The organism is Emticicia sp. GW821-FHT11C11, assembly GCF_058808615.1.
Genome location: NZ_JBXARV010000001.1, coordinates 205,268 through 227,749, shown reverse-complemented (window position 1 = coordinate 227,749; position 22,482 = coordinate 205,268). Strand labels below are relative to the sequence as shown.

The window sequence follows — 22,482 nt, the reverse complement described above, 5'->3', positions numbered from 1 at the left end:
TGTTATGAAAATCGGATAATAATTATTTATAATGATTAGGTTTGCAGTATAGTAATTATGAGTTTAGAGGCGTATAATAATCATAATAATATCAATCTGCTAACTAATGCCTGATAAAATTTCGATTTTACATATCTCCGACTTGCATAGAAGTAAAGAGTCACCTATTTCAAACAGTGCCTTAATTTCTTCTTTAATTTCTGATCGGGATAAATATGTCAATGACGAAACACCTAAAATTTGTAGTCCCGATTTAATTATCGTTAGTGGGGATATCGTTCGTGGCTCATCGAACCCTGATGCTTTGCAATCTATTAAAGAAATAGAGGATCAATATAATGAGGCAGAGGAGTTGCTCACGAGCCTTTCCGATAACTTCCTTGGTGGTGAAAAAAACAGGCTAGTAATTATACCAGGTAACCATGATATTGACTGGAATTATTCTAAAGATAGCATGGAGAAGATTGATAACGTCGCTGTATTTGACACTAAAAACAATATCAACTGGGCGATATTAAAAGACGCATTCACCCCACAATCAGTGACAAGATGGTCGTGGAAAGATTTGTCCTTCTTCAAAATTAATAATGCTGATATCTATAATAAACGCCTTGAAGCTTTTTCAACATTCTACCATAAATTTTATGATCGACACCGGACATACAGTTTAAATCCAGCGGATCAGTACGATGTGTTTGATTATCCAGAATTAGATTTATCAATCGTTGCTTATAGTAGTTGTTATAATAACGATCACCTCCGATTTGTGGGAGATATACATCCTGATTGCATTTCAAAATCAAGCATGGCTATTCGCGAGCTTGTCAAACGTGGCAGACTTATACTAGGAACCTGGCATCATAATACTAAAGGAGGGCCTTTCGAATCCAATTACATGGACGGCAGTGTTCTCAAAAATTTTATTGATACAAAAATATCAATTGGATTTCATGGGCATCAGCACAGAATGGAAGCTATACATGAATATAATAATATAATCGAACAAAAGAGCATAATAGTAATCAGTGCTGGTACGCTATGCGGCGGTCGTGACGAGTTGCCAACTGGTACTAATCGGCAGTATAATATACTTGAATTAGAAAGGGTAATATCTGAAGATAAGCTTGAAGCTACGCTCCATGTAAGGGAAAAATCGGAGTCTTCTTCCTTTACCAACCCTATTTGGGTACCTGGAAGAATTGCATCAAGAAACGCAAGTTTTTATTCTTTTAAAATAAAGGATCCTCGCAGAGTGGATTCGACAACTCAAATGCTGGATATAGAAAAACTCATAAGTAATAGAGAGTTTGAAGACGCAAAATCCAGATTGATCAAAATGGACATAAACGATGGCTTTGTTAGGGGGTTCTTAATACAATGTATTACCGAAACTGAAGATAATAACTTAGCTATTGAAAAATTCTCAGAACCCCAATCCGTAAAAGAGACAGTTGTAGTTTTTGATGCGGCCAAGCGGTTAAAGCGAATGGATTTGATAAACAAAGTTATGGCAGATTTAGACGAAACAATTAAGGAAGACCCGACTGTCAAGTATTTATATAATAATGCCAAAGCAATATTACGATGAGTAATTCAAGCAAGCTTTCATTTCAGATTGAAGTCAAGAGAATTTTAGAAATATTATCCAATGATATTTATGATTCTCCTTATGCGCTGCTTAGAGAGAACATTCAGAATGGTTATGATGCCATTTTGATGAGAAAACAACTCGAAGAAGATAGCTTTGAACCCATCATCAAAGTTGAAATTACATCATCAAAAATTGTTATTATCGACAATGGAATAGGCATGAATGAAGATGTAATACAAAACAACTTTTGGAAGGCTGGATCAAGTGGTAAAAATAATGAGATAGCCCGTAAGGCGGGAGTTGTCGGAACATTTGGAATTGGGGCAATGGCAAATTTTGGGGTATGTACTTCAATTGAGGTAATAACACACTATGCCATTGGTAACCTTACAATAAGGAGTTTTGCAAATAAAGATACTCTGTCTATTACCGATGAGTGTATTGATGTAATGAGTTTTGAAGAAATCAGAGAGCCTGGTACTACAATAATTGCAACATTAGATAACTCTTTAAATCTAACAGTTTCTGGGGCTATAAATTATCTGAGCCCTTATATTCGTTTTTTGCAGATTCCGGTTTTGATAAATGGAACAAATATTAGCCAAAGTCAATATTACGATTCATTTAAAGTTGAACCCGAAAATCAAAGCTTCACAAAAAAAATGAGCGTTATTACCTATGACAAAGCTCTGAGGTTTAATTTAACCATAAATCTTACTAATCAGAACATTGTGAAAATACTTTGTGATAGTATAACTAAAGATGGGATTTTGATAGTGGGAAATATTGTACTCTCCCAAGGAGGAGGCGGAATCTATGGTTTACGGAATTTCTTTGGATTAGCACCGGTTCCAGTTGGTGGTAGTTTTAATTTTGGTGGTGTTGTTAATCTGTCGAATCTTCATCCGACTGCTGGCAGGGAAGCGCTCAGCAGAGAAAGTATAGAGTTCGTTTCAAAAATAGTATTTGCTGCAGAATACACGATTGCTCAAGAACTTGCTGACCTCGAACTGTCCGACTTAAATTCCGGTTTTCTAAATTATATCTCCGTAAACAAGAAATATGAATTAGCAAAAAAACTTAAAATCGTTGTACAGCCAAACAATGAACGATGGAATTTGGAAAAAATTCAGCAAAATGTTGATGGGAGAAAAGTGTATTACTATTCTGGACGCGACCAATCCACGATACTTCAATTTGGTAATGAAAACACATACTTGTTACTTATCAGTCAAGAAAATCCAAGAAGGAAGATTCAATTAGAGTATATAAAAAACAAAAAAGTCGAGGAAGTGCCAGATCGGGCAAAGGTATTAAAAGAATATGAGCTAAAAAATCTCTCTATGGAAGAGTTATCTCTCATATTAAGGGTTACCAATGTTTTGACTGAAGATTACTTAATAGCTGACGTCAAAGTGATAATAGCTGATATCAGCCATGCGGTTCCAAGCTTGGTAACCCAAACAGATAAAACAGTGAATATTTTTATTTCTCGCACCTCTCCTACTGTTAGACAGGTACTTCAAATTCACAAATCTGAATGGTCGTTATTTGCCAGTTTCGTAAAAGATTTCGTGCGTAATCACCTCTACCAAAAGTTTTCTCAGTATGTACCCTCTTCAACTAGGGACGGGGCAGATGCATTACACCAAATTCTCATGAAGAATAAAGAACTTTACAAGTATGAGTCGAGTGATATGGGTAAAGTTGAATCATTATTGTTGGATCTTTCGTCAGGGGAAATTCCATTGGCTGATGTAATAAAGAAATCGAATACAATAACAAGGACCCATCGACAATATGTGAGATCAAGCCAAATTGGTTCGGTCGAAGAAGAGATACCAAGCATAATCAATGAAAACTTCTCTGAGGACTATACATTCGATGAATTCGATTCCGTTCCTCCTATTTTACGGTTGGATGTCAATACTGACAAAAAGATATTAAAGACAGAAAACGAATATCCCAGTTTGAATTCATTCAATTTGTTTCTTGGCCTTTCCGAAAAAGTCGTTAAAAGCAACCGTGATTTTTTTCTGGAGCCACATACTACTAAGGTGATTTGGAGCATGCACAAAATTGTCTATATCTTTACACATGCTTCAAATCAGTTGTCTCTCTATTACGAAATTGAGTTGAAAGAGCGCCTCGGAGATGACTCAACCGGAGGGAAAGCCATACCGACTACTACAGTTATAACTGAAAACAGGATTTTTATACCAATTATAAAAGAACTTAATTCATATTTTGCAATAAATTCTGGGGCAACCAAAGAATTCTTTGTGAGATACGACGTAATCGCAGATTTCAATGACATGGCTTAACATGAATATTATAAAATAAAGGGGCTTGCCAATTCTCGTTGTTATTATCTGCGAGAATAATTAAAAGTGTAGAGCAAACGCCTACTCAAAGCATTCGCTTTTTCACTTACTATAACCTTGATGACAAATCAATTCTAATTACTATAGCAAAATAATGAATACTCACATACCAAATATTAGTCTTCTTTAATCTCATTCCCGCCAACAATTTAAAATTCTCAATTAATTATTGCGAGTTTTGCACCAATCGATTATGTGATAATCAAGCATTTCTAAGATAATCCTTTTAAATGCTTTTTATATGCACAAGGAGTCATTTTTAAATTTTCATTTGAAATTCAAGATTGTTTTGTAATTCACCTAACCATTAGAGACTTCTTTAAAATCCTTGAAAATTTAACATTCAATATTAAATTTTCAAGGATTCTCGAAATTCCAGTTTCCAGAAAAATCAAGATTTGACAGAAATAATGTTCATCCAAAGCTAAAATGCTTGTCGATATAATCCTCATATAGTCGGAATATATCCGGAAACTTATTTACAATATCGCTATTCTCCAAGTTCATTAGTTTCATATACCTGCGCAATACCATTCCAACTCTTTTATCTGTCCATCTTTTGTTTTTATTTTGATAGGAACCTGGAACTTTTGATCTATTCAATATCTCTGCAATTTCTTTATAAGTATAAAACCCTCTTTTTAAACATCGTACTTGAATCAATAATTGTCCTTCATAAAGAGCATCATAATTTGCACTTCCAATCCGCTTTTCTAGGTCTTCAGCAAATGTATCAGGATTATAGATTATTTTCTGCTCAATCATAAAACCCCCGCGATTGGTGTCAGGGAGGTGGAAAGCCCACAACTAGGAAGACTGCCTGAATCTTTACCCTTTCGGGCTGAACATACACTCAGGCCTCCCCGACAAATCGAGGAGTTTTTTATCGGTCACAAACCGCTAGTTGTTGGATTTCCACACCCAAAAGCCTAAAAATGAGGCTTCCAGGCAATCATACAGTTTAAATCCCCAAAATCAAGTCCTTATTAACAAATATTAATACTTTGGTCATAAACTATACGCATGCACAAAAAACACTTTCGCGGTGATCCCATGCGTAAAATCGGCATTCTCCTGATTGCAATTCTGATTTCAGGTTGCCTCCCAGACGAAGGTGATGTTTCGGCGCGGTACAATGCCATCAACCAAAAAGCACATATTGAGAACGTGGCTGGAAGCCTGGCAACTTCTGCACAAAACTTTTCCTCCTATTTGGCAGCCTCTCAAATGCGGCGTAAAACGCCTTTATCGGATAAAGGTCAAATCCTTTCGGACAATCCCAATGATCTTACCGTACAAAACAATCCCATCCCCACCGCGCCGACAGGCATAATTGTAAGTCGTTGTGGTGACTTTGGTGCGATTGCCTATATCACAATAACGCCGGCTGGAATATCTGATCTGTTGCGACATGGCAATTCAATGGCGGCCACTTTGACACAAAAATTTGGAGTAGATAGCGTAGGAATAAAAATGGGCAATAGTATTCAAATACCCAAGAAAGGTATTGAATTGGGATGCACGGTTGGAAGTGATATTCAGGACGGCTCACCGATTTTCGTTGCAGGATTCCGCGCACCTGATGAAATGGTAGGATTACCAGACCCAAATAAAACAACTGAACCAACCATTATTCGAGATATAACAATCCCATGCCCAAACGGTACAGATGGCGTAATAAAACGCGAGCAGACTTGTCAATTGAAAGCACGTGATAATGAAACGGAGCAAGAACAGGGAACCATAGTCATCAACAATGCCGACAATGACTTTCAAAGAAAAACAAAATATTGGGAATGCATACCCGATACAAACTCGAATATGCCCCCGCCGACACAGGAGGAAGTAGCTATCTATTGTCGCGATCCCGCCAATAACATTTCCAAACAGAATGATAACGCCATTCCGTTACAGATAACCAACCTGAAAGAGCAACTGGAAAACAACGGCCCTGGTTACTACACGTTTTATTGTAGGAAAGGAAATGACAGCGCAAATACCTGTGATGCCAAGCCATACACACCGGAACCAAAGACATTTTTGAAATGCGATAAGGATTTGCCCCCACCCCGGTATGTATTAAACCCTGAAAATCCCCTGCGTCTGAATGATAATGGAGAAATGATCGGCAATGAAGCAGAGGTGCGCGATTGTGGCCGGGGATGGCACGGCAAAATGACCGCACGTTACCTAGCCCGCCGTTGCCAATTGATGCGCACTGAAAGCGACGGGTCAACTACGACATTATCCTCAGCGCAGACAATATACCGTATCGGCTATGCCCAGGCACAATGCGAGCGGGATATAGAGACGACGGTGGCATGTCCGACCATCAGCGGATCAGACCCGAACCGGCGTTTGCCGGTAGTGCGCCATGCGCGTATGCTGAAACCGGTGGCGTTGGATTGGAGCGAGAACAAGCCAGGTCCGGCGGCATGGGATAACAGCAAGATCGCGACGACAGACAGTCGGGCAGAGATATTATTGACGGCTGGAATGTCTGCACCGGGTAAACCCGTAGCTGTGATCCCGACGATAACAAGGGCAGAACTGGACTCTCTGACGGACAGTCGTATATGGTCTGAAAGGCTGATGGATGCTATGCGCACTTCTGATCCGACGTCGATCGAGGCTCCGATTGTATCGTGTAATAATGCGGGTGATCCGTGTGGTATAGGCGTACCAAACAATAATATTGAAATATGGATGGATACCTATCCCTTGGAGCAATATTCAGGTGCAATTTTTGAAGTCCCGAACCTGATTTGTTCAACTACAAAGGAACCTTGCAATTTGATATTAGGGGATGACCAGCCTTCTATATGCGGCGGGGGTGGATAATGTGTTCAGCCACTTCCAAACAATCCTGACGGTATGCCTTCTACTATCTGGATTTCAGGCAGCAATTTCACACAACTGACAAACGACTACTTTGAAAAGGTTGGCAGTCCTTTGCCACCAGAAAATACCATTACCATCTATACTAAAAGCGCGTCTCTACCAATGTTCAACGACCCGAATGTATTGTGCGAACTGGCGTCAACGATGGCACCGCGACTTATTATGTTTGGCGATTTTAATGAAAGTGCTGCTCTCGACAAGCCTGTTGAATGCGCTGCCTTGCCAGGTCGTAGTTACATACATATACGCGACTTGCAGGAAGATGCAGTCAATGCCTATCGTAATCGTGGTGGCGACTTGCTTATATTTTCCAACCACCTGACGTTAGGGAACGAGGGGAAACCCGTTCATCATAACCTGAATACGAATGATTTCTTGAACACTGGATTGGTTACGACAACCATAGCAAATTGGCTGATAAGTCCGATTATATCACCCAATCCATGTACGCTTGTGAATTAGTTTGGGTTTATCGAATAAAACGACGCAGAGGATGTGGTTTTAACATCCATCACGTTCATCTGTGTGAAAGTATCCGTATTATCTGCACTGTTCTGTATATAATCAGAAAATGCCTTCTTAGAAGCAAATGTGCGGAACTTAACACCACCGCTTTTCGCATCTGGTGCAAATAACTTGATTTCGGTTACATGTTTGTGAGTTTCTGTTTTTCTAACCGGATCAATCTCAACAATTTCTTTGAGATCACCGCCAGATGTCGCAGGGCGATAGGTAATAATTTCTATATCCGCGTTTTTAGATGACACATAATACATACCACCATCAGCAGACGTATAGCTGGGTTCAATATTCGGCACATTAATCGCCATAGAAAACTTGGTATTATCGCCTGCCGAAGTCCCTGTTGCTACGCGCGACGCATCCACACCATTTACCGCAGAATTTAGTCCATTGGCAATTGAATTGTCATTTTTGAGAATTGACGACCCTTGAAAAAATGAATTTGCAGGGTCAATAATTATCTTCATACCGACATATGTATCAACGCGCGTGTATTTTTGCGGGGTTGGGTTCGGATCAATGGGATTCGGATCATCTTGCTTGCTGCCACAGGATGAAAACAGGCTGGAAGCACCTAATGCCAGAACTGGCAGAACGGCGGCACGCGCATATCGCATAAACTGGTTTGTCATCACGACCCTCCTGATGTTGACGGGTCTATTATAGCACAGGAAATCCATTGTTTTCAAAGGTTTTATATTGGTTAAACAACAAGTCGTTTTCGTTATATAAGTATTTGTTTTTCAATCATTTAAGAATGGTTAAATTAAGCCGTTTTAAATGCTTGCTTTTCGTTATCAGTTTTACTGAACCGTATTTTGGGCGAATCACATTTTGATATTTTTAGGCAAAAAATGACCTGGCCACGAATCTAATGTCAAAATTTTTGTATTTTCAAACCCGCAAACAGATCGACGTTTCTATAAATCACACCTCCGCAAGTTAGGTGGATTTATTTTCACTACTTTTGCTTTGAACTTTACATTTAGACAACTCAATCAATACATTTTGTCATGAACATGCACACAGGAGATAAAATCAGAGGGATCCGATTTCTAAAAGGATACTCACAGGAAAATATGGCCGACATGCTGAACCTTTCGCGCGTGGCCTATGGTGAAATTGAGAGAGGCAAGACGGACGTTTCAGACTCTCGTCTGCAACAGATTGCGGACGTCTTAGGTGTATCACCATCTGATATTTTGAGTTTCGGGGAGAAAGTCAATAATTTTTTTGACCAATGCAACTCTCCACAAGTAATTGCAGGAATAAATAATACAAATCATCAAACCAATAATTACGATCAAAGAGAGTTGGTGCATGAAGTAGAAAGACTACGGTTAGAAAACGAGAATCTAAAATTGCAAAAAGAAAAGGCTGAGTTGGAAGCAAAATATTGGAGGGAAAAAAACTTATAAAATTAAAGGCATAATATCCGAAAAGCTATTTTCGGATATTATGCCTGTGTTTATTTTCTCTATTTTTCAATAAGGGTACCATAAATAAAAGAAATATACTGGCATTTTTCAATTGTTTCACTATTATCGAGTCTAAACTTTTGTTGACTGTTTTATGAAGATAATCATTGACAAACCAACTAATATCCAAAAAGAAGTACTATCTGAACTTACAAGTTTAGTTAGTAATGGAGGGCAAATCTCAAAACAAAAAGTAATTGAAGGTGTTCAACGTGCTGAATTAATTGCCATTATGTTTGACGATCACAAGATCGTTACTACAGCCACATTAAAGAAGCCAATAATCTCATATAGGGACAAAGTTTTTAGATTAGCAGATGCTGAGGATAAAAAATATAACTACACAAAAGAAATAGGTTATATAGCAACAAATCCCAATTACGAAAGTCAAGGGTATTGTAACCAACTTTTGCAAAGATTTATGCCAGAAGTTGATAAGCAGAATATTTTTGCAACAACAAGAAATCCAGCGATGGCACACATTCTTTTCAAATTTGACTTCACTAAATTAGGTAATACTTACAATAATGATTTAGATTTACTAATCTATAGTATATAAGATTATCTTCTTTCAATAAGGATATGAAACTAAACTAGTATACAAATATCTACTGATTATACGCACTACTATTTTTACATCTTGCACCTGAAAATGTAATTTACCAATGTTTTGTTGGTTCACGTACTAGTTCATACTTTACTAGCTGTTATATCTATTCCATTTTATCCTTCCCCATCTTCATTTTTCCCGTATTGAATAAACTACAACAACAAAATGTAAATCGAGACTTGTCAATTTGTATAGATCAATACCGGCGAATGAAAATCTTGAGATACTATCTTGCACAAAAAAAACTAAACGAACAGATTATGTTAGAAAATTTAGAGTTCCGCAAAATACAAGGAGTGGTTACTGATGTAAAAGAGTGTGTAGATGTCCAAATCTCATCTTATAAAGGTAGTGTATCTTCTGATACTCAAAGATGGTTAGACATCTTTATAAAAAACGAACATGGTGAATTTTTCTATAGAATCCACGAAATAATCCCAATTAGTGTGGGTCATAATTTGACCATGATTACTTCTTCCCGTAAGGATAAAAATAGCTGGTATGTTCTTCATGTGATGAATAATAATTTAAAAACTGCTTATAACACAACCAATACTAAAGTACGATCTGGATTAAGGTTTGCAAGTACAGGCGAAGAAATCGGAGCCGGGGCGGCAATAGGCATATTATTTGTCGCAGGTATATTTATATCTGTTATTGTCGTGGCTTTAAATAATAGTTTTCTTGGTGGCTTTTTAGTATTTTCTGTTTGCACATTACCATTGATTCTTCAAATTCAGTCAAGTAGCAAATTCAAGAGTGATATAAATAGCAAAGTCCAGAGTATTTTAGAAAACAAAGAGTAACGGACAAATGATTCTCAAGATGGATTACGATCCATAAATTCGAAAGTTTACTGTATTATACAATGATTAATTAGCCCTTCATTTTCAAGCATCTTATTGTCTTGCCTTATTATTGCTTCTGACAATTCCAACAGGAGCAGATATGCAGCTTTTAACCAAAGAACAGATGGAAAAACTTACCGAAAACGACTTAACTAAAAACCGTAGCAAAGATCATTTTCCTGTTGTTAAGTTGTTTACCCACAATGTAGGGGCTGCATGGCTTTTAACAGCGTTAGTTTATAACGACACATCTATTGCTTTTGGACTTTGTGATCTAGGTCTTGGATTACCTAAACTTGGATATATGTCTATTGACGAATTAAAAGAGGTCCGCGATCTTTCTCATCTGCCGATAGAACGTGACACATTCTTTGAAGCGAAATTCCCCCTTAGCGCCTATGCGGAGGCAGCACGAATAAAGCAAGAATTTAACGAGAATGGTTATTTATTGGAACTTATATCTGATACCCAGAAAGTCAAAGAGAACCATAAGCTATTGTAGAGTTATTATCTTGATTTGTCTGACTTTCCTTGAATTATTCAATAGGAGAGAAATCATTCTCAAAAAGTACTTTACCTCAAAAGATAAAGTACTTTTAATTAAGGAATATTGAAATTAATAGCCTAAATGAAAATCAGTATAGATGTGAAACAATATGATTTTTAATGTTTTTAGATTGAATATAACTGAAAGTTGGAGGTAAAGCATTTCCAATTAATAAAGCCAAATTTGTCCTTGTTATATCAGACGGAAATTTATAATTCGATGGAAAAGATTGAAGTAATGCCGCTTCCCTTGCAGATATACAACGATTTTGTTCTGGGTGCAAAAATCTACCCTTAGAAGGATTTAAACACCCTCCCGTGATTGTCGTAGAATAATCATCCCAGCGTAGCCTACCATAAACATCATTAAAGCCGATATTCTCCACTTGATGACATTTTAATGTATATTCTTGCGGCAAATCCTTTCTACTACCACCATTTTTTGGTGTCATGTCAATTCTTCTTTGAACGTCTGGTTTATGAATTGGGAATATTTTATGGATTGGGTCATTTGACTTTTCAGGTAATGGCAAATTACCAATTGTCTGCCTTACTGTTTTGCTTTCATAAGTAGCCTTTGCAACTTTTATTTCGCCTAATCTTGAACCAACTAAAACTAATCTTTTTCTACTCTGTGGTACTCCGTAATCTTTTACATTCACTACCTTATAGTCAATCCATTTATAACCATACTCTTTTAAAACCCCAATAGCTTCCTTAAACAAATCGTAATTTATAAGTCCTGGCACATTTTCCATCATAATAGTATAAGGCATTAGTTCTTTTACTAATCTAACATATTCCATTATCAAATTATTTCTATCATCTTCTACTGGTTTTGCTCTGTTCAATCTTCTTATTGAACTGAATCCTTGACAAGGTGGGCAACCAGCAAGCAAGTGAATTTCTTTACCATTTAGTTTTTCCTTGATTTCTGTAATAGAAACTCTACGGATATCTCTTGTAATTACTGTTGTATTAGGATGGTTCATTCTAAATGCTTTTGATGCCATTTCATCAATCTCAAAAGCTAGTTTTGTTTTGAAATCGGCTTGATGCATACCTTCTGTTAATCCCCCACAACCACTAAATAAATCAATACTATATAGTTCTAATTTTGAAGTATCCATCCTTTGGGGTTTATTTTAACAACATTTCTATAACCGACAAATTTGAAAAATTCAATTACTGCATCCCGTTGATCTAAAGTCATTGCTCCATATCTACCAGACTTGTAATTTACGTACATTGTCTCTGTCTCATTACACCACCAACATTCACCACCTTGTAAAGCTTTACCACCCGCTGATAAATTTGAGTGGCATACATTTGGCCTGCCTCCAATTTTTTTTCTCCCTTCAATATTCGGAGTATTATCAGGAATTATTTTAAAGTGTATTTCCTCGTTCTTTCTATATATTAACCATATATACATTTTACTAGATGGTATTGTTATATTGTCAGAGGTAATTTCGCTTATACTATTGTTCTCACTATTAATAATAACCTCAGTCATAATTACATGATGAGTAACAGGGGTTGGAGGACCGTCTCTAATTGCATCATATGCGTTATGAGAGAAATCAATAATTTCCTCTTCTGCAGGTTGTCGAGTAGATTCTATTCTTTCAAAGGGTAAAACTTCCGGTCCTAATCTTTCAAGCAAAATATCTAAATAATCATTCATAATTTATTATTTAATCTCAGTAAAGCCTTGTTCTTTTGCCTCTTCTATTTTGTCTATGCCAAAAGCTTGAAGTGCTTCTATAGCTGATATTTTTTGAAGGCTACCAAATCCTGATTTTAAAATTTCGCTTTCAAAAGAAGAGAGTATATTTTTTCTAGAATCAATAAAAAATGGACTTGATAAACTAGAGAATAGATTTTCAATTGTTTCTTCATTGAAAATGTTACTAGAATTTTCAAGATATTGTAATATAGAACTTGTTCCTACTATCGATTTTATTTTCCAAAAATCTTCTTGATCAATTAAATATCTTGATGGAATAATTTTAATTGCTTGATTTTCCCACATAACCTCTTCGCCCTCTTCAAATTTTGCCATAATATTGCTTATAATAGCATCCGTATCATTATCATCTCCTTTACTTTTTATCTCATATCGATTTTGCCTTTTAAATTCTTGGAATTTACTTCCATCAAGCAATGAGGGAATTTTATCAATTTTATCATAGGCAGAAAAAATGAATATTTTTGAGGTAGTAAGATTTAGAATTTCATAGAAATCTTCTGTCGATGCTGCTACAGGTTTATATTCCCAATCATAAATTAGAAAATCTGTATTAATTATTGGCTCTTCTTTAAAAGTTTGAGGATGGTTAAATGCTTGAAATTGAATTTTTCGCTTCCAAATCCTAGATTTAGAAGAAAGCTGTATACTTAATTCTCTCAAGCTTTCTTCTTGTCCCCAGTCCTCTTCTGAAGAAGTAAGCTGTTCAATTCTTTCGATGGACAATTTTTTTTCACCCATTACTGGATATCCATCATCAATAATTCCAACTGTTACAGTAGCCATTGTATTTTATTTATGATTCATCAACTCTTGAAAAATCAAGCGTAAATTGAGCTCCTTTTAAATTTTGAATTCTGTCTTTCTGATTTGTTAGTCCTATTTGACCTCTCATTCTATTCATGTAATACTGGCAAATATAGAGTCCCAAACCACTTGGGGGACTTTTCATACTTGCACCAGGTTGATATAAATATGGAAGGATTGAATTATCTATCCCAGGACCATTATCTGCAACTATGATAGTTCTACGCTCCTTATTCAATCGTAATTCTATTCTTCTATCCTTAGTGTAAACATCTGTATCTAACCAATAGGAACTATTATCAAAAAGGTTTGTAAATATTTGACAAATAGTTCCAAATCTTTCAATAATTGAGAAGTCCTCTTCCTGATTGTAATAAAACTCGATATTATATTTTTCAAAAGTCCGCTTATAAAAATCTGCTGCAAATTCGATTGCCCTTGAAATATTGAATGCTCTAACTGGCTCATTTTTTATACTTCTTAATGGACTAAGATTTTTAAGTTCCGACTTCAGAGATGAAGCAGCATCTTTCAAATCTTCGAGTTTCGACTTATCCAATTTATCTGCTTTTAATAATCTTGTAATTCCATTATAGAAATTACCCGTAATTTTTGCTAATTCATGAATTGCAACAGCTGCTGACAGTCCAAATCCAGCGTTCTCAACCAATCTCTCCTCAATCATTAGAATTTGTTTTACACTTTTTTCAAGGTTTTGTAATGATGATTGAAGATCAACTAATTTTTCTTTCCTATCTATGTCATTGCCGAAATCTAAAAGCAATTGCATTGGATCACGGATTATATCATACTTGTTCAAAATATTGCCAACTAACTTCGAAGATTCTCGCCCAACTTTCTCAATATTTTCTTTTGGCTCATGAATAATACTTTGCTTTAATTCAGTAAAATCCTGTCGTCTTCCAATAAATTCTTTTTCAATGAAATTTTCAACAATAATTTTTACTAAGAGTGAAAGTTCTTGAAACGCTTGATTTTCTAATAGTCCTTGCCTATCAGTTTTATCTATTATATCAATATTAGAATCTTGAAACACTTCAACATATCCATACATATTATAATACGAAATATTACTTCCTTTTTTTATATGGCGTTTGCTTAAATCTAACCAATCATAATTAGCACCCCAGTCTGCTGGGAAAAGGGAAACAAAATCTCGATAAAGAGCAATACCTCCATAATTATCAAGCCAATCAGACGCTCTTTTAATACTTATTGTTGGAATCCATGGTGATGTTCTATACCAAACATCGACGTGAATAAAGAATCCACCAGAAGCAGGTTTCCGATATTCATTGTTATTGATTTTAAACTCGTCTTTTTTTAGCATTCTTAAGTCAAAATGTCCTTTCAATTCTTGAGAACTATATGGAATTTCAGGACTTGTGGGCCTAAATTTTAGTTCATATTCCATTTGTCCTTCATCATTAACTATTGCATCAAAAATGAAAACTGGTGGTGCAATATCATAGATATTCTCAGTTTTTAGCTCTGATTGTAATTGTGGGCATTCAAACAAAACATTAAATTTTGTAATATCTCTATTTTCTGCTTTTTTGGTAAAAGGATTTGTAAAAGGAGAATTTAAACTTTGAATCGAATCATAAATATCTTGAACATCCCTCTTTGAAATATCAAACCCCTCTCGACCTCCAAATATGATAAGTTGAGTACCTGAATCATCTACACCATAATCTCTTGTTGGAACAGATTTAGTCAATGTTACACCTACGGATTCAAGATTTAAAAAACCATTTTGGTTTGCATTAAAGTCGTCCCAATTTATTTTAAGAACAAACTCATAAGGATTCTCTTTGATTTTTGTTTTTAAAATTAAATGTTTACCTAAACGATGTGTAGCAAATCTTCCTACTCCTTTTTCACCAAGAGGTAGTCTTCCTTTATTAGCTGCTCTATATGTTTTTAACCAACTATTGAATGCACCAATATTACCTTTTTCTAAAGCATCCTCTCTTTGTCTTCTAATTTCGTCTTTTACATTTGTTTTCAATCTTGAAGCAGGTCTAAGCCAACCGTTTTCGATTACATCTCTACTCATGCCTTTACCATCATCTTCAATTACAATTACAGGACCAGCTAAATTTTCAAATTCTGACTTTTCTAATTGCTCAACTTTCGGTATTCCTGGAATTTTCTCAATTCTAACTTTACAAAGAGAAGCCCCTGCATCAAAGGAGTTTTTTATCAATTCCAAAATTCCAACTCTTTCAGATGCTATCAATTGCTCACCTAAAACTTGAACAAGATGAGCATCAGCTTTGAAGTTTAGTTGTATCCCTCCATCAAGGCATAATTCGTCTAAGAATTGAGGTTTTATTTTTCTTACTGCATTCTGAGCGTTATAAAATTCTTTATTATTTATTTCCTCTAAAATTTCTCCATTAACATTTATTCGACTTACTGGTGTAGAAAACTTCTTATAATCTGATATTTCAACGAAATAGTAATTTGGCTCCCTCTTATCCGGAAATGGAGGATTGACTATTTTACCGTATCCAAAAAATTCACCTTTACCATCTTCCCTTGTTGGCTCATAATAAACAAATTCTATCGGGAGAGAATTAAATTGGTTTAAATAACTTTTTTTATTTGTTGCGGGAAAATGGTAGTACTTTCCAATGAAATCATTGTAGTCACCACCTTGTCTATACTGTGATAATATTAGGCAATTTCTTTCTTCCATTATCGGTTGTTGTTATTAGTTGAAGAAAGCAAGTCGTTAGTGTGAGCATTGAAAAGCTTATTATTTGCTAAGTACCTACTATTTGTATTTTTTAATAGTAACTCAAGAATCCGTTTCACATTGTTCAATAAAGGTTTTTATCTATTTTACGTATCATATCATTTCTTATCTAAATAAAACAAATTTATTGACTTTCTAATATAATAACACAAAATCAGTCAAATTAATTTGTAAATTTGGTTACATTGATACCTTTCATTCTAAGCAAATCGGCTTTCCCATCACAGATATTGTCAAAACACGAATAGTTAAAAAAGTTCTATGTTTAGCATAGGTATATTTTTGAGGAAACTGATTATTTGTCTTGTAAACTAAATGGGGCTTCTAATAAAACAAAAGATTTGCTTCCATAAAGATTTTATGATAGATATTATACAATTGTCTAACACAGTCTATTGTTTGAAGGGTGTTTTATGGGGTACTTTTAACAAACTTTGATAAAATACTTACTAAAACAACCACTTATCCTCTCAACTCCAATCCCATCCTGTCCGCCATCACCATGTCAAATCTCATCCAATACAGTCTAATAAGCCAATATAATTGCTGGCTTTTTATGGTCTTATACCACATTAGCCGCATAGTAAGTTTGGCAAATCCAGCCCATTTTAGGGGTATTTTCTGGGGTACTTTTTCATGCCTCAAAAAAAATACCCCACCGAGAGGTTCAGATGCCTTTAACTGATCTGGAGTGCCGTAAAGCCACACCTGAAAATACGCATTATCGAATGTTCGATGGTGGCGGACTTTATTTGGAGGTCATGCCTACGGGAACTAAGGTTTGGCGGTTCAAGTTTAAGTTTAATGGCAGGGAAAAACTTTTAACTATAGGGAAATACCCGAGTGTTTCATTATTTGATGCCAGAACTATACAGGTCAAAGCAAGAAAGAATTTAGATGCTGGTATTGACCCTTCCAAACTCAAACAGGAAGAAAAAAGGCTATACCGATTCAAACAATTACAGACATTTGAGTTAGTTGCCAGGGAATGGCGTCACCGAAATCTTTCTACTTGGTCAAAAAACTATGCTGACGAATTGCTTCGTCGATTGGAGAAAAATATTTTTTCAAGCCTGGGGAAGTTACCAATTAATGAAATCAGCATACATGACATATTGGTGTGTATTCAGAAAATAGAAGAAAGAGGGGCAAACGATTTAGCCCACCGGCTTTTGCGTATAATTGGCCAGATCATGCGATATGCTGTTGTCACAGGAAGAGTTGAAAGAGATATTACCGTTGACTTAAAGGGCGCATTAAAAAAATATAAGAAAGGCCATTTCGCTTCTATTGATGCAGATAGTCTTCCGGATTTAATTAATGCAATTAATAAGAATGATGCTCGATTATTCCGGCAAACTATTCTGGCCATTAAACTTATTCTACTAACATTTGTTCGTACAAATGAATTAATAAATGCACAATGGCATGAATTCGATTTAGAGAAAGCCATCTGGAATATTCCCGCAGAACGAATGAAAATGAGACGACCTCATTTTGTGCCATTGTCAAAACAGGCTATAGAAGTTTTGAAAGAATTGGGTCAGGCCTTTGGGGTTGATGGTTATATTTTGCCAAGTACAATTAATAATAAGAAATCAATCAGCAATAATACCATACTTAAGGCACTTGGGCGATTAGGTTATAAAAACCGAATGACCGGTCATGGTTTCAGATCGTTAGCCATGAGTACGATTAAAGAGAAAATGGGATATCGACACGAAGTGGTAGATAGACAATTGGCACATGTCCCCAAAAGTGCAGTTGATAAGGCTTATGACCGTGCCACTTTTATTTCAGAAAGAGTAAAAATGATGCAGGATTGGGCGAATTACATTGATTCGTTAAGTGCAAAAAATATATCTTGCTCTATGTCGATGAAAAGCCATCAAGGCATTTCTGTATATCACTCATTTTCCATGCCGTCACACGTGGACAAATCTTATACGGTTTCGGGAACCGTCCCGTTTTACATCCATTCCACCACGTTGCCCTTGAAACAGGGATAACTTTCAATACCTGATTCAGGCGCATAAATCCATCTAGCTTTTCAATTTTATCAGAATTTTCTAGCATTTTGAATACCTCTGTTTTGTGAAAGAAAATCAACTTTCATTTTAGATGGCTCATTGAATGATGTTTCTTTTCTACATGAAATGCAATCTGCCATTGCAAAAGCAATCTGTATGAGACTTAATCAATATCCCCTTCATGCAAATGTGTGTTTATTTTTTTATCCATTCTTTATGACGTTATATGTATCGGTTAAAATTCAACACAACGGAGAATCATTTTAAAAATAGTCCTCATGTCAGCCATCGAAATGATGCAACGACAAGTACAATCAGAAGGACTTTACAATGCATGAAAAAGAGAAAGAGAAACTGTTATTTTCCCGCAGGGAAGCAGCAGCATTTCTTGGTATTTCACCGAATACTCTGGCTGTCTGGGCATCAACCGGACGATACAATTTGAATTTTGTCAGGGTCGGCAGATTGGTTCGATATAGAAGGTCAGATCTTCTGCTGTTTCTTGAACAAAGATTGTCGTTCTAAAGCTACTACTACTAATTTCTAATCGTTCAACGGAGATCGCTATGAATGTTGATTCAGCGAATGGCCTTTCTATGTCCAAAATCCTGGATAAAATCAAAACATCCCCTTGTCCAGCAGAAGATAAGGCAATAATAGACCTTGTTTGTGAATACCTGAAAACACATAAACAAGACTACACACCTTTCGATGCTAGGCGTTGGATTTCCGTTATGGGTTCCACCCAAGAAAAAGAAGTGCCAGATGGAAATCAGGCACGGCTTATCAAAAAGAATAGTACAATCAGAAATCCGGCTTTATTGGTTTATCTGAATGACTTCCATATTCCTTTCAATACTGCCCGACAATATTTGGTCGAATTGAAGATTTATTCGCCTGTTCATAAGAAGCATTACTTTGCTCTGGGCTTTCAGAATGAAAATGAAGGTTTCTTTATCTCCAATCCATTGATGGAAGGTTGGGTTGGTGAGCCAACCGTATCTTTTATTAGAGGAAAGAACCCAAAAACTGATGCTCTCCATATCTTTCATACTTGTTGGGATTATCTTTCTGTGCTCTCTCATTTGAAAGTTGATAGATTGGAAACAGATACTATCATCCTTAACTCTCTCGAATTGACAACTCAAGTAAAGGGATATATTTACCAATCTGCCTATAAAAAAGTCTATTCCTGGCTCCCTAGCAACCCTGATGGCCGACGCGCCATTCGGCACATTTCCTCTCTTGTCAGACAGGAAGCAAGCCTCATTCACATCACAATGAATGCCTTCTACCAACCATTCGATAATGTGAATGATTGGTATAAAGCACAGGCCAACCTTTAATAACTCAGGAGTATACTATGAATGATTTTGCCTTACAAAACTTTCAAGCGTCTAAAATTGAGACTTCCTACCAAAACCCTACTCCGTGTAACGAAAGGGTTAGAATAACTCACTCTGAAGATGCCTATCACATTTTCAGAAATGCTTGGGACAAGAACAAAATAGAATTGATTGAGCAAGTAAAAATTCTCTTGCTTGACAGGGGTAATTACTGTCTTGGAGTTTCTGATATAGCTACAGGTAGTCCAAATGGCTGTAGTATGGACCCAAGAATTATTTATTCCATAGCCCTTTTATCCAATGCGAGTGGAATTATTCTGGCTCATAATCATCCAAGTGGAAATCTGATACCTAGTGAGGTTGATAGATTGACTACGAGAAAATTACAGGAAGTCGGAAGATTATTTGATATACCTGTTATGGATCATCTAATCCTTACCAAAGAAAGTTACTTTTCATTTGGTGAAAATAATTTGCTGAATGTGCCTGTTAATCCTGTAAAAGTCAGGGGGAGACGAGGTTTCTCCCCTTGAACCCAAAACAACTTTTGCTGTGACTAAAAATCAAATCTATGCATTTCTGACCTGATAAGCAAGATTTCTGCTACCAATCCATTCAGACAAGCTGACATTCATATTCTCCATGTGGGTGGTGGTTGTATGCTGTCAGCATGTCTCAAATCGCGGCGATGACGCTTATCCCTCCTTTTTTACTGCGTAAAAAAGGCTCGCCGGGGCGACTCGCGCCTATAGTGCGGCACTCGGGGAGCTATCGCCGCGCTTTGAGCCATTTTTGCTGCCATCATCCACCACCCACAAAGGAGAACTGATAATGAACAAGCCGCTTTTCCCAGAATTGTTTCAGGTACCAGATATTGAAATCAGCGATCAAAATAACATCCCCTTTGAGGATAGAATTAAGGTTCCCAATACTTCTACAGCTTATGATATCTTCAATTGTTCTTGGGACAGAAACAAGATTGAACTAGTCGAAGAGTGCAAAGTTCTCCTACTAAATAACACAGGTCATTGCCTCGGAGTTATCCATCTGGCATCGAGCCCAGTCATTCACCCTTCTTTTAATATACGCTTGGTTTTAACTGCTGCAATCAAGGCAAATGCTACTGCTATTATTCTGGCACACAATCATCCAGGTGGTAACACTATACCAAGCGGTGATGATATTTCACATACTAAAGCTTTGGTATTGATTGCCACGGTAATGGGCATCAAAATCGTTGACCATCTTATCCTTTCCAAACATGGATTTTTTTCGTTTAGAAACCACAACATCATGCCCGAATAAGGGTTTTACTTCTAGCTACAGGAGATATTAAAATGACCCAATCCGATGATATCTATTCCCGCATCACTAACAAAATCATTGCCGATCTTGAAAAAGGAGAACTGACCTGGCGCAAGCCCTGGAATGCAGATTATCTATCCCAAAACGTCCAAAGACCTTTGCGCTCAAATGGCATCCCTTACACAGGCATCAACACCATTGCCCTTTGGGCATATGGTTCAGAGAAAGGATATCACCTACCACATTGGATGACTTTTAACCAAGCCATTACTATGAAAGCGGCAGTCCGTAAAGGTGAAAAAGGTTCACAGGTCATTTATGCGGACAAATTTTTGAAGGAAGAAGAAAACAAAGACGGCGAAAAGGAAATCGTGCCGATTCCTTTTCTAAAGACTTACACCGTTTTTAATGCCTGCCAGATTGAGGGATTGCCAAAGCATTTCTATGAAACTGCTTCGCAAATTACAGATGATGCACCACAACGCATTGAAAAGCTGGAAACATTCTTTGCACAGACTAAAGCGGATATCCGTTCAGGAAACAAGGCAGCCTACTATTCAGTGCATGATTACGTGACCATGCCACCAATTGAAAGTTTCCAAGCAGCGAAAGACTATTATTCTGTCCTGGCACATGAAATTACCCATTGGACAAAGCATCAAACGCGCTTGAACCGTGACTTTGGCCGTAAACAATGGGGTGATGCCGGTTACGCCAAAGAGGAACTGGTCGCCGAATTGGGAGCCTGTTTTCTGGCTGCTGACCTTGGATTTTCACCTATACCGGAAATTCATCATGCGGCATACATACAACATTGGCTGAAAGCACTCAATGATGATAAACGCCTGATATTTTTCATAGCTTCCCATGCGCAGAGAGCCACTGAGTTTCTTCACAGCTTCCAGAGACCAGCATTGACTACCTAATGGCAGATTTAAGTTTAATAGATGATTTCAATTATTTGTATCATGAAAACAGCTCCTTTGTTTGTCGTTTATGTTGCTGTCAGCATGGCCCAAACGCGTTGATATGCTAACCCCTCTTTACTTCGTAAAGCTCGCAAGCGACTCCCGAAAATAAATGGATGCCTTCGCTGCGCTACGGATCAATTTTTTTTCGCTCGGGGAGGCATATCCCCGCTTTTTGGGCCTTTTATGCTGCCATCATCAACACAAACAAAGGAGATTTGATGATGACAAACCAAACTGAAACCACTACCAAAAAACTTCCTACCCATGATGTCTTTGCTCATATCTTCACCAAAGGTTATTCCGAACCCAGAAAGCACAAAATCGGTTCTGGATGGGAGAACAAGGATGGAAAAGGCGTCAACTTTCGCATCAATGGAACCATGTATAACATTCGTGAAAATAAGACCCAGCCAGATGAAGAACATCCGAATAGGCCAACACATAGTGTTAATATTATTAGTTCCGGCATAAACAATAATGACCCCCAATGGTTTAACATTGGCTCTGGTTGGCTTCAGGAAAATTCCAATGACATTGTAAGCAATATCAATGGTCATTACTTCACAATCCGCAAGCGTGAACCTTATATGCAATAATCTTCAAGTCCC

The 22,482-nt window shown here is 36.8% G+C and carries 21 protein-coding genes and 1 pseudogene; 15 read left to right on the top strand and 7 right to left on the bottom strand.

Translation table 11 applies throughout. The annotated features are described in order from the left end of the window. Positions 1-106: 106 nt before the first annotated feature. Together AC1RRY_RS00885 and AC1RRY_RS00880 are read left to right on the top strand one after the other, a co-directional pair. On the top strand, positions 107-1,588 hold the full coding sequence (locus tag AC1RRY_RS00885) for a metallophosphoesterase family protein (RefSeq protein ID WP_492818916.1): 1,482 nt from the start codon (positions 107-109) through the stop codon (positions 1,586-1,588). Next, the gene (locus AC1RRY_RS00880; protein ID WP_492818918.1) at positions 1,585-3,915 is read left to right on the top strand and encodes an ATP-binding protein; all 2,331 of its coding nucleotides are present in this window, start codon (positions 1,585-1,587) and stop codon (positions 3,913-3,915) included. The genes AC1RRY_RS00885 and AC1RRY_RS00880 overlap by 4 nt, the downstream gene beginning before the upstream one ends. A gap of 474 nt (positions 3,916-4,389) precedes the next feature. On the opposite strand, the gene AC1RRY_RS00875 is transcribed toward AC1RRY_RS00880, so the two are convergent. Beyond that, the gene (locus tag AC1RRY_RS00875; protein ID WP_492818920.1) at positions 4,390-4,740 is read right to left on the bottom strand and encodes a hypothetical protein; all 351 of its coding nucleotides are present in this window, start codon (positions 4,738-4,740) and stop codon (positions 4,390-4,392) included. A 258-nt stretch (positions 4,741-4,998) separates the two neighbouring features. Here AC1RRY_RS00875 and AC1RRY_RS00870 point away from each other — a divergent pair, with 258 nt between their 5' ends. Then, the gene (locus tag AC1RRY_RS00870) at positions 4,999-6,816 is read left to right on the top strand and encodes a hypothetical protein (RefSeq protein ID WP_492818922.1); all 1,818 of its coding nucleotides are present in this window, start codon (positions 4,999-5,001) and stop codon (positions 6,814-6,816) included. Between the two features lie 33 nt (positions 6,817-6,849). Next, the gene (locus AC1RRY_RS00865; protein WP_492818924.1) at positions 6,850-7,338 is read left to right on the top strand and encodes a hypothetical protein; all 489 of its coding nucleotides are present in this window, start codon (positions 6,850-6,852) and stop codon (positions 7,336-7,338) included. Here the strand turns inward: AC1RRY_RS00865 and AC1RRY_RS00860 are convergent. After that, positions 7,335-8,078 carry a hypothetical protein gene (locus AC1RRY_RS00860; protein WP_492818926.1) on the bottom strand — a complete coding sequence of 248 codons (744 nt, stop codon included), beginning with the start codon at positions 8,076-8,078 and terminating at the stop codon, positions 7,335-7,337. The two genes, AC1RRY_RS00865 and AC1RRY_RS00860, sit on opposite strands and share 4 nt — an antisense overlap. Before the next feature lie 333 nt (positions 8,079-8,411). Between AC1RRY_RS00860 and AC1RRY_RS00855 the strand changes: the two genes are divergently transcribed. The 4 genes from AC1RRY_RS00855 (at position 8,412) to AC1RRY_RS00840 (ending at position 10,836) form a co-directional block, all read left to right on the top strand. Continuing rightward, complete coding sequence (locus AC1RRY_RS00855) at positions 8,412-8,816, top strand: helix-turn-helix transcriptional regulator (RefSeq protein WP_492818928.1); 405 nt, start codon at positions 8,412-8,414, stop codon at positions 8,814-8,816. A gap of 154 nt (positions 8,817-8,970) precedes the next feature. Beyond that, on the top strand, positions 8,971-9,435 hold the full coding sequence (locus tag AC1RRY_RS00850) for a GNAT family protein (protein ID WP_492818930.1): 465 nt from the start codon (positions 8,971-8,973) through the stop codon (positions 9,433-9,435). A gap of 311 nt (positions 9,436-9,746) precedes the next feature. Beyond that, positions 9,747-10,292 (top strand): hypothetical protein, encoded by a 546-nt coding sequence (locus tag AC1RRY_RS00845; RefSeq protein ID WP_492818932.1) that lies wholly within the window; start codon positions 9,747-9,749, stop codon positions 10,290-10,292. A gap of 142 nt (positions 10,293-10,434) precedes the next feature. Then, complete coding sequence (locus tag AC1RRY_RS00840) at positions 10,435-10,836, top strand: DUF2958 domain-containing protein (RefSeq protein ID WP_492818934.1); 402 nt, start codon at positions 10,435-10,437, stop codon at positions 10,834-10,836. Between the two features lie 133 nt (positions 10,837-10,969). Here the strand turns inward: AC1RRY_RS00840 and AC1RRY_RS00835 are convergent, their stop codons facing one another. The 4 genes from AC1RRY_RS00835 to AC1RRY_RS00820 are packed head-to-tail and all read right to left on the bottom strand — an operon-like array spanning position 10,970 to position 16,162. Next, complete coding sequence (locus AC1RRY_RS00835; RefSeq protein WP_492818936.1) at positions 10,970-12,010, bottom strand: DNA cytosine methyltransferase; 1,041 nt, start codon at positions 12,008-12,010, stop codon at positions 10,970-10,972. Further along, a complete protein-coding gene (locus tag AC1RRY_RS00830) occupies positions 11,992-12,567 on the bottom strand; it encodes a hypothetical protein (RefSeq protein WP_492818938.1) in 576 nt (191 codons plus the stop codon). The genes AC1RRY_RS00835 and AC1RRY_RS00830 overlap by 19 nt, the downstream gene beginning before the upstream one ends. A 6-nt stretch (positions 12,568-12,573) precedes the next feature. Further along, a complete protein-coding gene (locus AC1RRY_RS00825; protein ID WP_492818940.1) occupies positions 12,574-13,416 on the bottom strand; it encodes a hypothetical protein in 843 nt (280 codons plus the stop codon). A gap of 10 nt (positions 13,417-13,426) precedes the next feature. After that, the gene (locus tag AC1RRY_RS00820) at positions 13,427-16,162 is read right to left on the bottom strand and encodes an ATP-binding protein (protein ID WP_492818942.1); all 2,736 of its coding nucleotides are present in this window, start codon (positions 16,160-16,162) and stop codon (positions 13,427-13,429) included. Positions 16,163-16,893: 731 nt separating this feature from the next. Here AC1RRY_RS00820 and AC1RRY_RS00815 point away from each other — a divergent pair. Further along, positions 16,894-17,997, top strand: a pseudogene (locus AC1RRY_RS00815) (tyrosine-type recombinase/integrase); the annotation flags it as partial. 94 nt (positions 17,998-18,091) lie between these two features. Here the strand turns inward: AC1RRY_RS00815 and AC1RRY_RS00810 are convergent. Further along, a complete protein-coding gene (locus tag AC1RRY_RS00810) occupies positions 18,092-18,256 on the bottom strand; it encodes a helix-turn-helix transcriptional regulator (RefSeq protein WP_492856543.1) in 165 nt (54 codons plus the stop codon). A gap of 326 nt (positions 18,257-18,582) precedes the next feature. On the opposite strand from AC1RRY_RS00810, the gene AC1RRY_RS00805 reads away from it, so the two are divergent. The 6 genes from AC1RRY_RS00805 to AC1RRY_RS00780 all read left to right on the top strand — a co-directional run bounded on the left by AC1RRY_RS00805 (position 18,583) and on the right by AC1RRY_RS00780 (position 22,470). Then, a complete protein-coding gene (locus tag AC1RRY_RS00805; protein ID WP_492818946.1) occupies positions 18,583-18,777 on the top strand; it encodes a helix-turn-helix domain-containing protein in 195 nt (64 codons plus the stop codon). 41 nt (positions 18,778-18,818) lie between these two features. Continuing rightward, a complete protein-coding gene (locus tag AC1RRY_RS00800) occupies positions 18,819-19,598 on the top strand; it encodes a DUF8464 domain-containing protein (RefSeq protein WP_492818947.1) in 780 nt (259 codons plus the stop codon). 17 nt (positions 19,599-19,615) lie between these two features. Beyond that, positions 19,616-20,131: a JAB domain-containing protein gene (locus tag AC1RRY_RS00795; RefSeq protein ID WP_492818949.1), complete on the top strand. Its 516-nt coding sequence runs from the start codon at positions 19,616-19,618 to the stop codon at positions 20,129-20,131. A gap of 298 nt (positions 20,132-20,429) precedes the next feature. Beyond that, on the top strand, positions 20,430-20,903 hold the full coding sequence (locus AC1RRY_RS00790; RefSeq protein ID WP_492818951.1) for a JAB domain-containing protein: 474 nt from the start codon (positions 20,430-20,432) through the stop codon (positions 20,901-20,903). Between the two features lie 32 nt (positions 20,904-20,935). Further along, complete coding sequence (locus tag AC1RRY_RS00785; protein ID WP_492818953.1) at positions 20,936-21,829, top strand: ArdC family protein; 894 nt, start codon at positions 20,936-20,938, stop codon at positions 21,827-21,829. 158 nt (positions 21,830-21,987) lie between these two features. Beyond that, positions 21,988-22,470, top strand: a complete 483-nt coding sequence (locus AC1RRY_RS00780; RefSeq protein WP_492818955.1) for a hypothetical protein — start codon at positions 21,988-21,990, stop codon at positions 22,468-22,470. Positions 22,471-22,482 lie beyond the last annotated feature (12 nt).

What these genes read in the sequence shown, in the direction of transcription:
- AC1RRY_RS00885 (WP_492818916.1), top strand. Translation starts at nt 107, where the DNA reads ATGCCTGATAAAATTTCGATTTTACATATCTCCGACTTGCATAGAAGT.
- AC1RRY_RS00880 (WP_492818918.1), top strand. Translation starts at nt 1,585, where the DNA reads ATGAGTAATTCAAGCAAGCTTTCATTTCAGATTGAAGTCAAGAGAATT.
- AC1RRY_RS00875 (WP_492818920.1), bottom strand. Translation starts at nt 4,740, where the DNA reads ATGATTGAGCAGAAAATAATCTATAATCCTGATACATTTGCTGAAGAC.
- AC1RRY_RS00870 (WP_492818922.1), top strand. Translation starts at nt 4,999, where the DNA reads ATGCACAAAAAACACTTTCGCGGTGATCCCATGCGTAAAATCGGCATT.
- AC1RRY_RS00865 (WP_492818924.1), top strand. Translation starts at nt 6,850, where the DNA reads ATGCCTTCTACTATCTGGATTTCAGGCAGCAATTTCACACAACTGACA.
- AC1RRY_RS00860 (WP_492818926.1), bottom strand. Translation starts at nt 8,078, where the DNA reads ATGGATTTCCTGTGCTATAATAGACCCGTCAACATCAGGAGGGTCGTG.
- AC1RRY_RS00855 (WP_492818928.1), top strand. Translation starts at nt 8,412, where the DNA reads ATGAACATGCACACAGGAGATAAAATCAGAGGGATCCGATTTCTAAAA.
- AC1RRY_RS00850 (WP_492818930.1), top strand. Translation starts at nt 8,971, where the DNA reads ATGAAGATAATCATTGACAAACCAACTAATATCCAAAAAGAAGTACTA.
- AC1RRY_RS00845 (WP_492818932.1), top strand. Translation starts at nt 9,747, where the DNA reads ATGTTAGAAAATTTAGAGTTCCGCAAAATACAAGGAGTGGTTACTGAT.
- AC1RRY_RS00840 (WP_492818934.1), top strand. Translation starts at nt 10,435, where the DNA reads ATGCAGCTTTTAACCAAAGAACAGATGGAAAAACTTACCGAAAACGAC.
- AC1RRY_RS00835 (WP_492818936.1), bottom strand. Translation starts at nt 12,010, where the DNA reads ATGGATACTTCAAAATTAGAACTATATAGTATTGATTTATTTAGTGGT.
- AC1RRY_RS00830 (WP_492818938.1), bottom strand. Translation starts at nt 12,567, where the DNA reads ATGAATGATTATTTAGATATTTTGCTTGAAAGATTAGGACCGGAAGTT.
- AC1RRY_RS00825 (WP_492818940.1), bottom strand. Translation starts at nt 13,416, where the DNA reads ATGGCTACTGTAACAGTTGGAATTATTGATGATGGATATCCAGTAATG.
- AC1RRY_RS00820 (WP_492818942.1), bottom strand. Translation starts at nt 16,162, where the DNA reads ATGGAAGAAAGAAATTGCCTAATATTATCACAGTATAGACAAGGTGGT.
- AC1RRY_RS00810 (WP_492856543.1), bottom strand. Translation starts at nt 18,256, where the DNA reads ATGCGCCTGAATCAGGTATTGAAAGTTATCCCTGTTTCAAGGGCAACG.
- AC1RRY_RS00805 (WP_492818946.1), top strand. Translation starts at nt 18,583, where the DNA reads ATGCATGAAAAAGAGAAAGAGAAACTGTTATTTTCCCGCAGGGAAGCA.
- AC1RRY_RS00800 (WP_492818947.1), top strand. Translation starts at nt 18,819, where the DNA reads ATGAATGTTGATTCAGCGAATGGCCTTTCTATGTCCAAAATCCTGGAT.
- AC1RRY_RS00795 (WP_492818949.1), top strand. Translation starts at nt 19,616, where the DNA reads ATGAATGATTTTGCCTTACAAAACTTTCAAGCGTCTAAAATTGAGACT.
- AC1RRY_RS00790 (WP_492818951.1), top strand. Translation starts at nt 20,430, where the DNA reads ATGAACAAGCCGCTTTTCCCAGAATTGTTTCAGGTACCAGATATTGAA.
- AC1RRY_RS00785 (WP_492818953.1), top strand. Translation starts at nt 20,936, where the DNA reads ATGACCCAATCCGATGATATCTATTCCCGCATCACTAACAAAATCATT.
- AC1RRY_RS00780 (WP_492818955.1), top strand. Translation starts at nt 21,988, where the DNA reads ATGCCTTCGCTGCGCTACGGATCAATTTTTTTTCGCTCGGGGAGGCAT.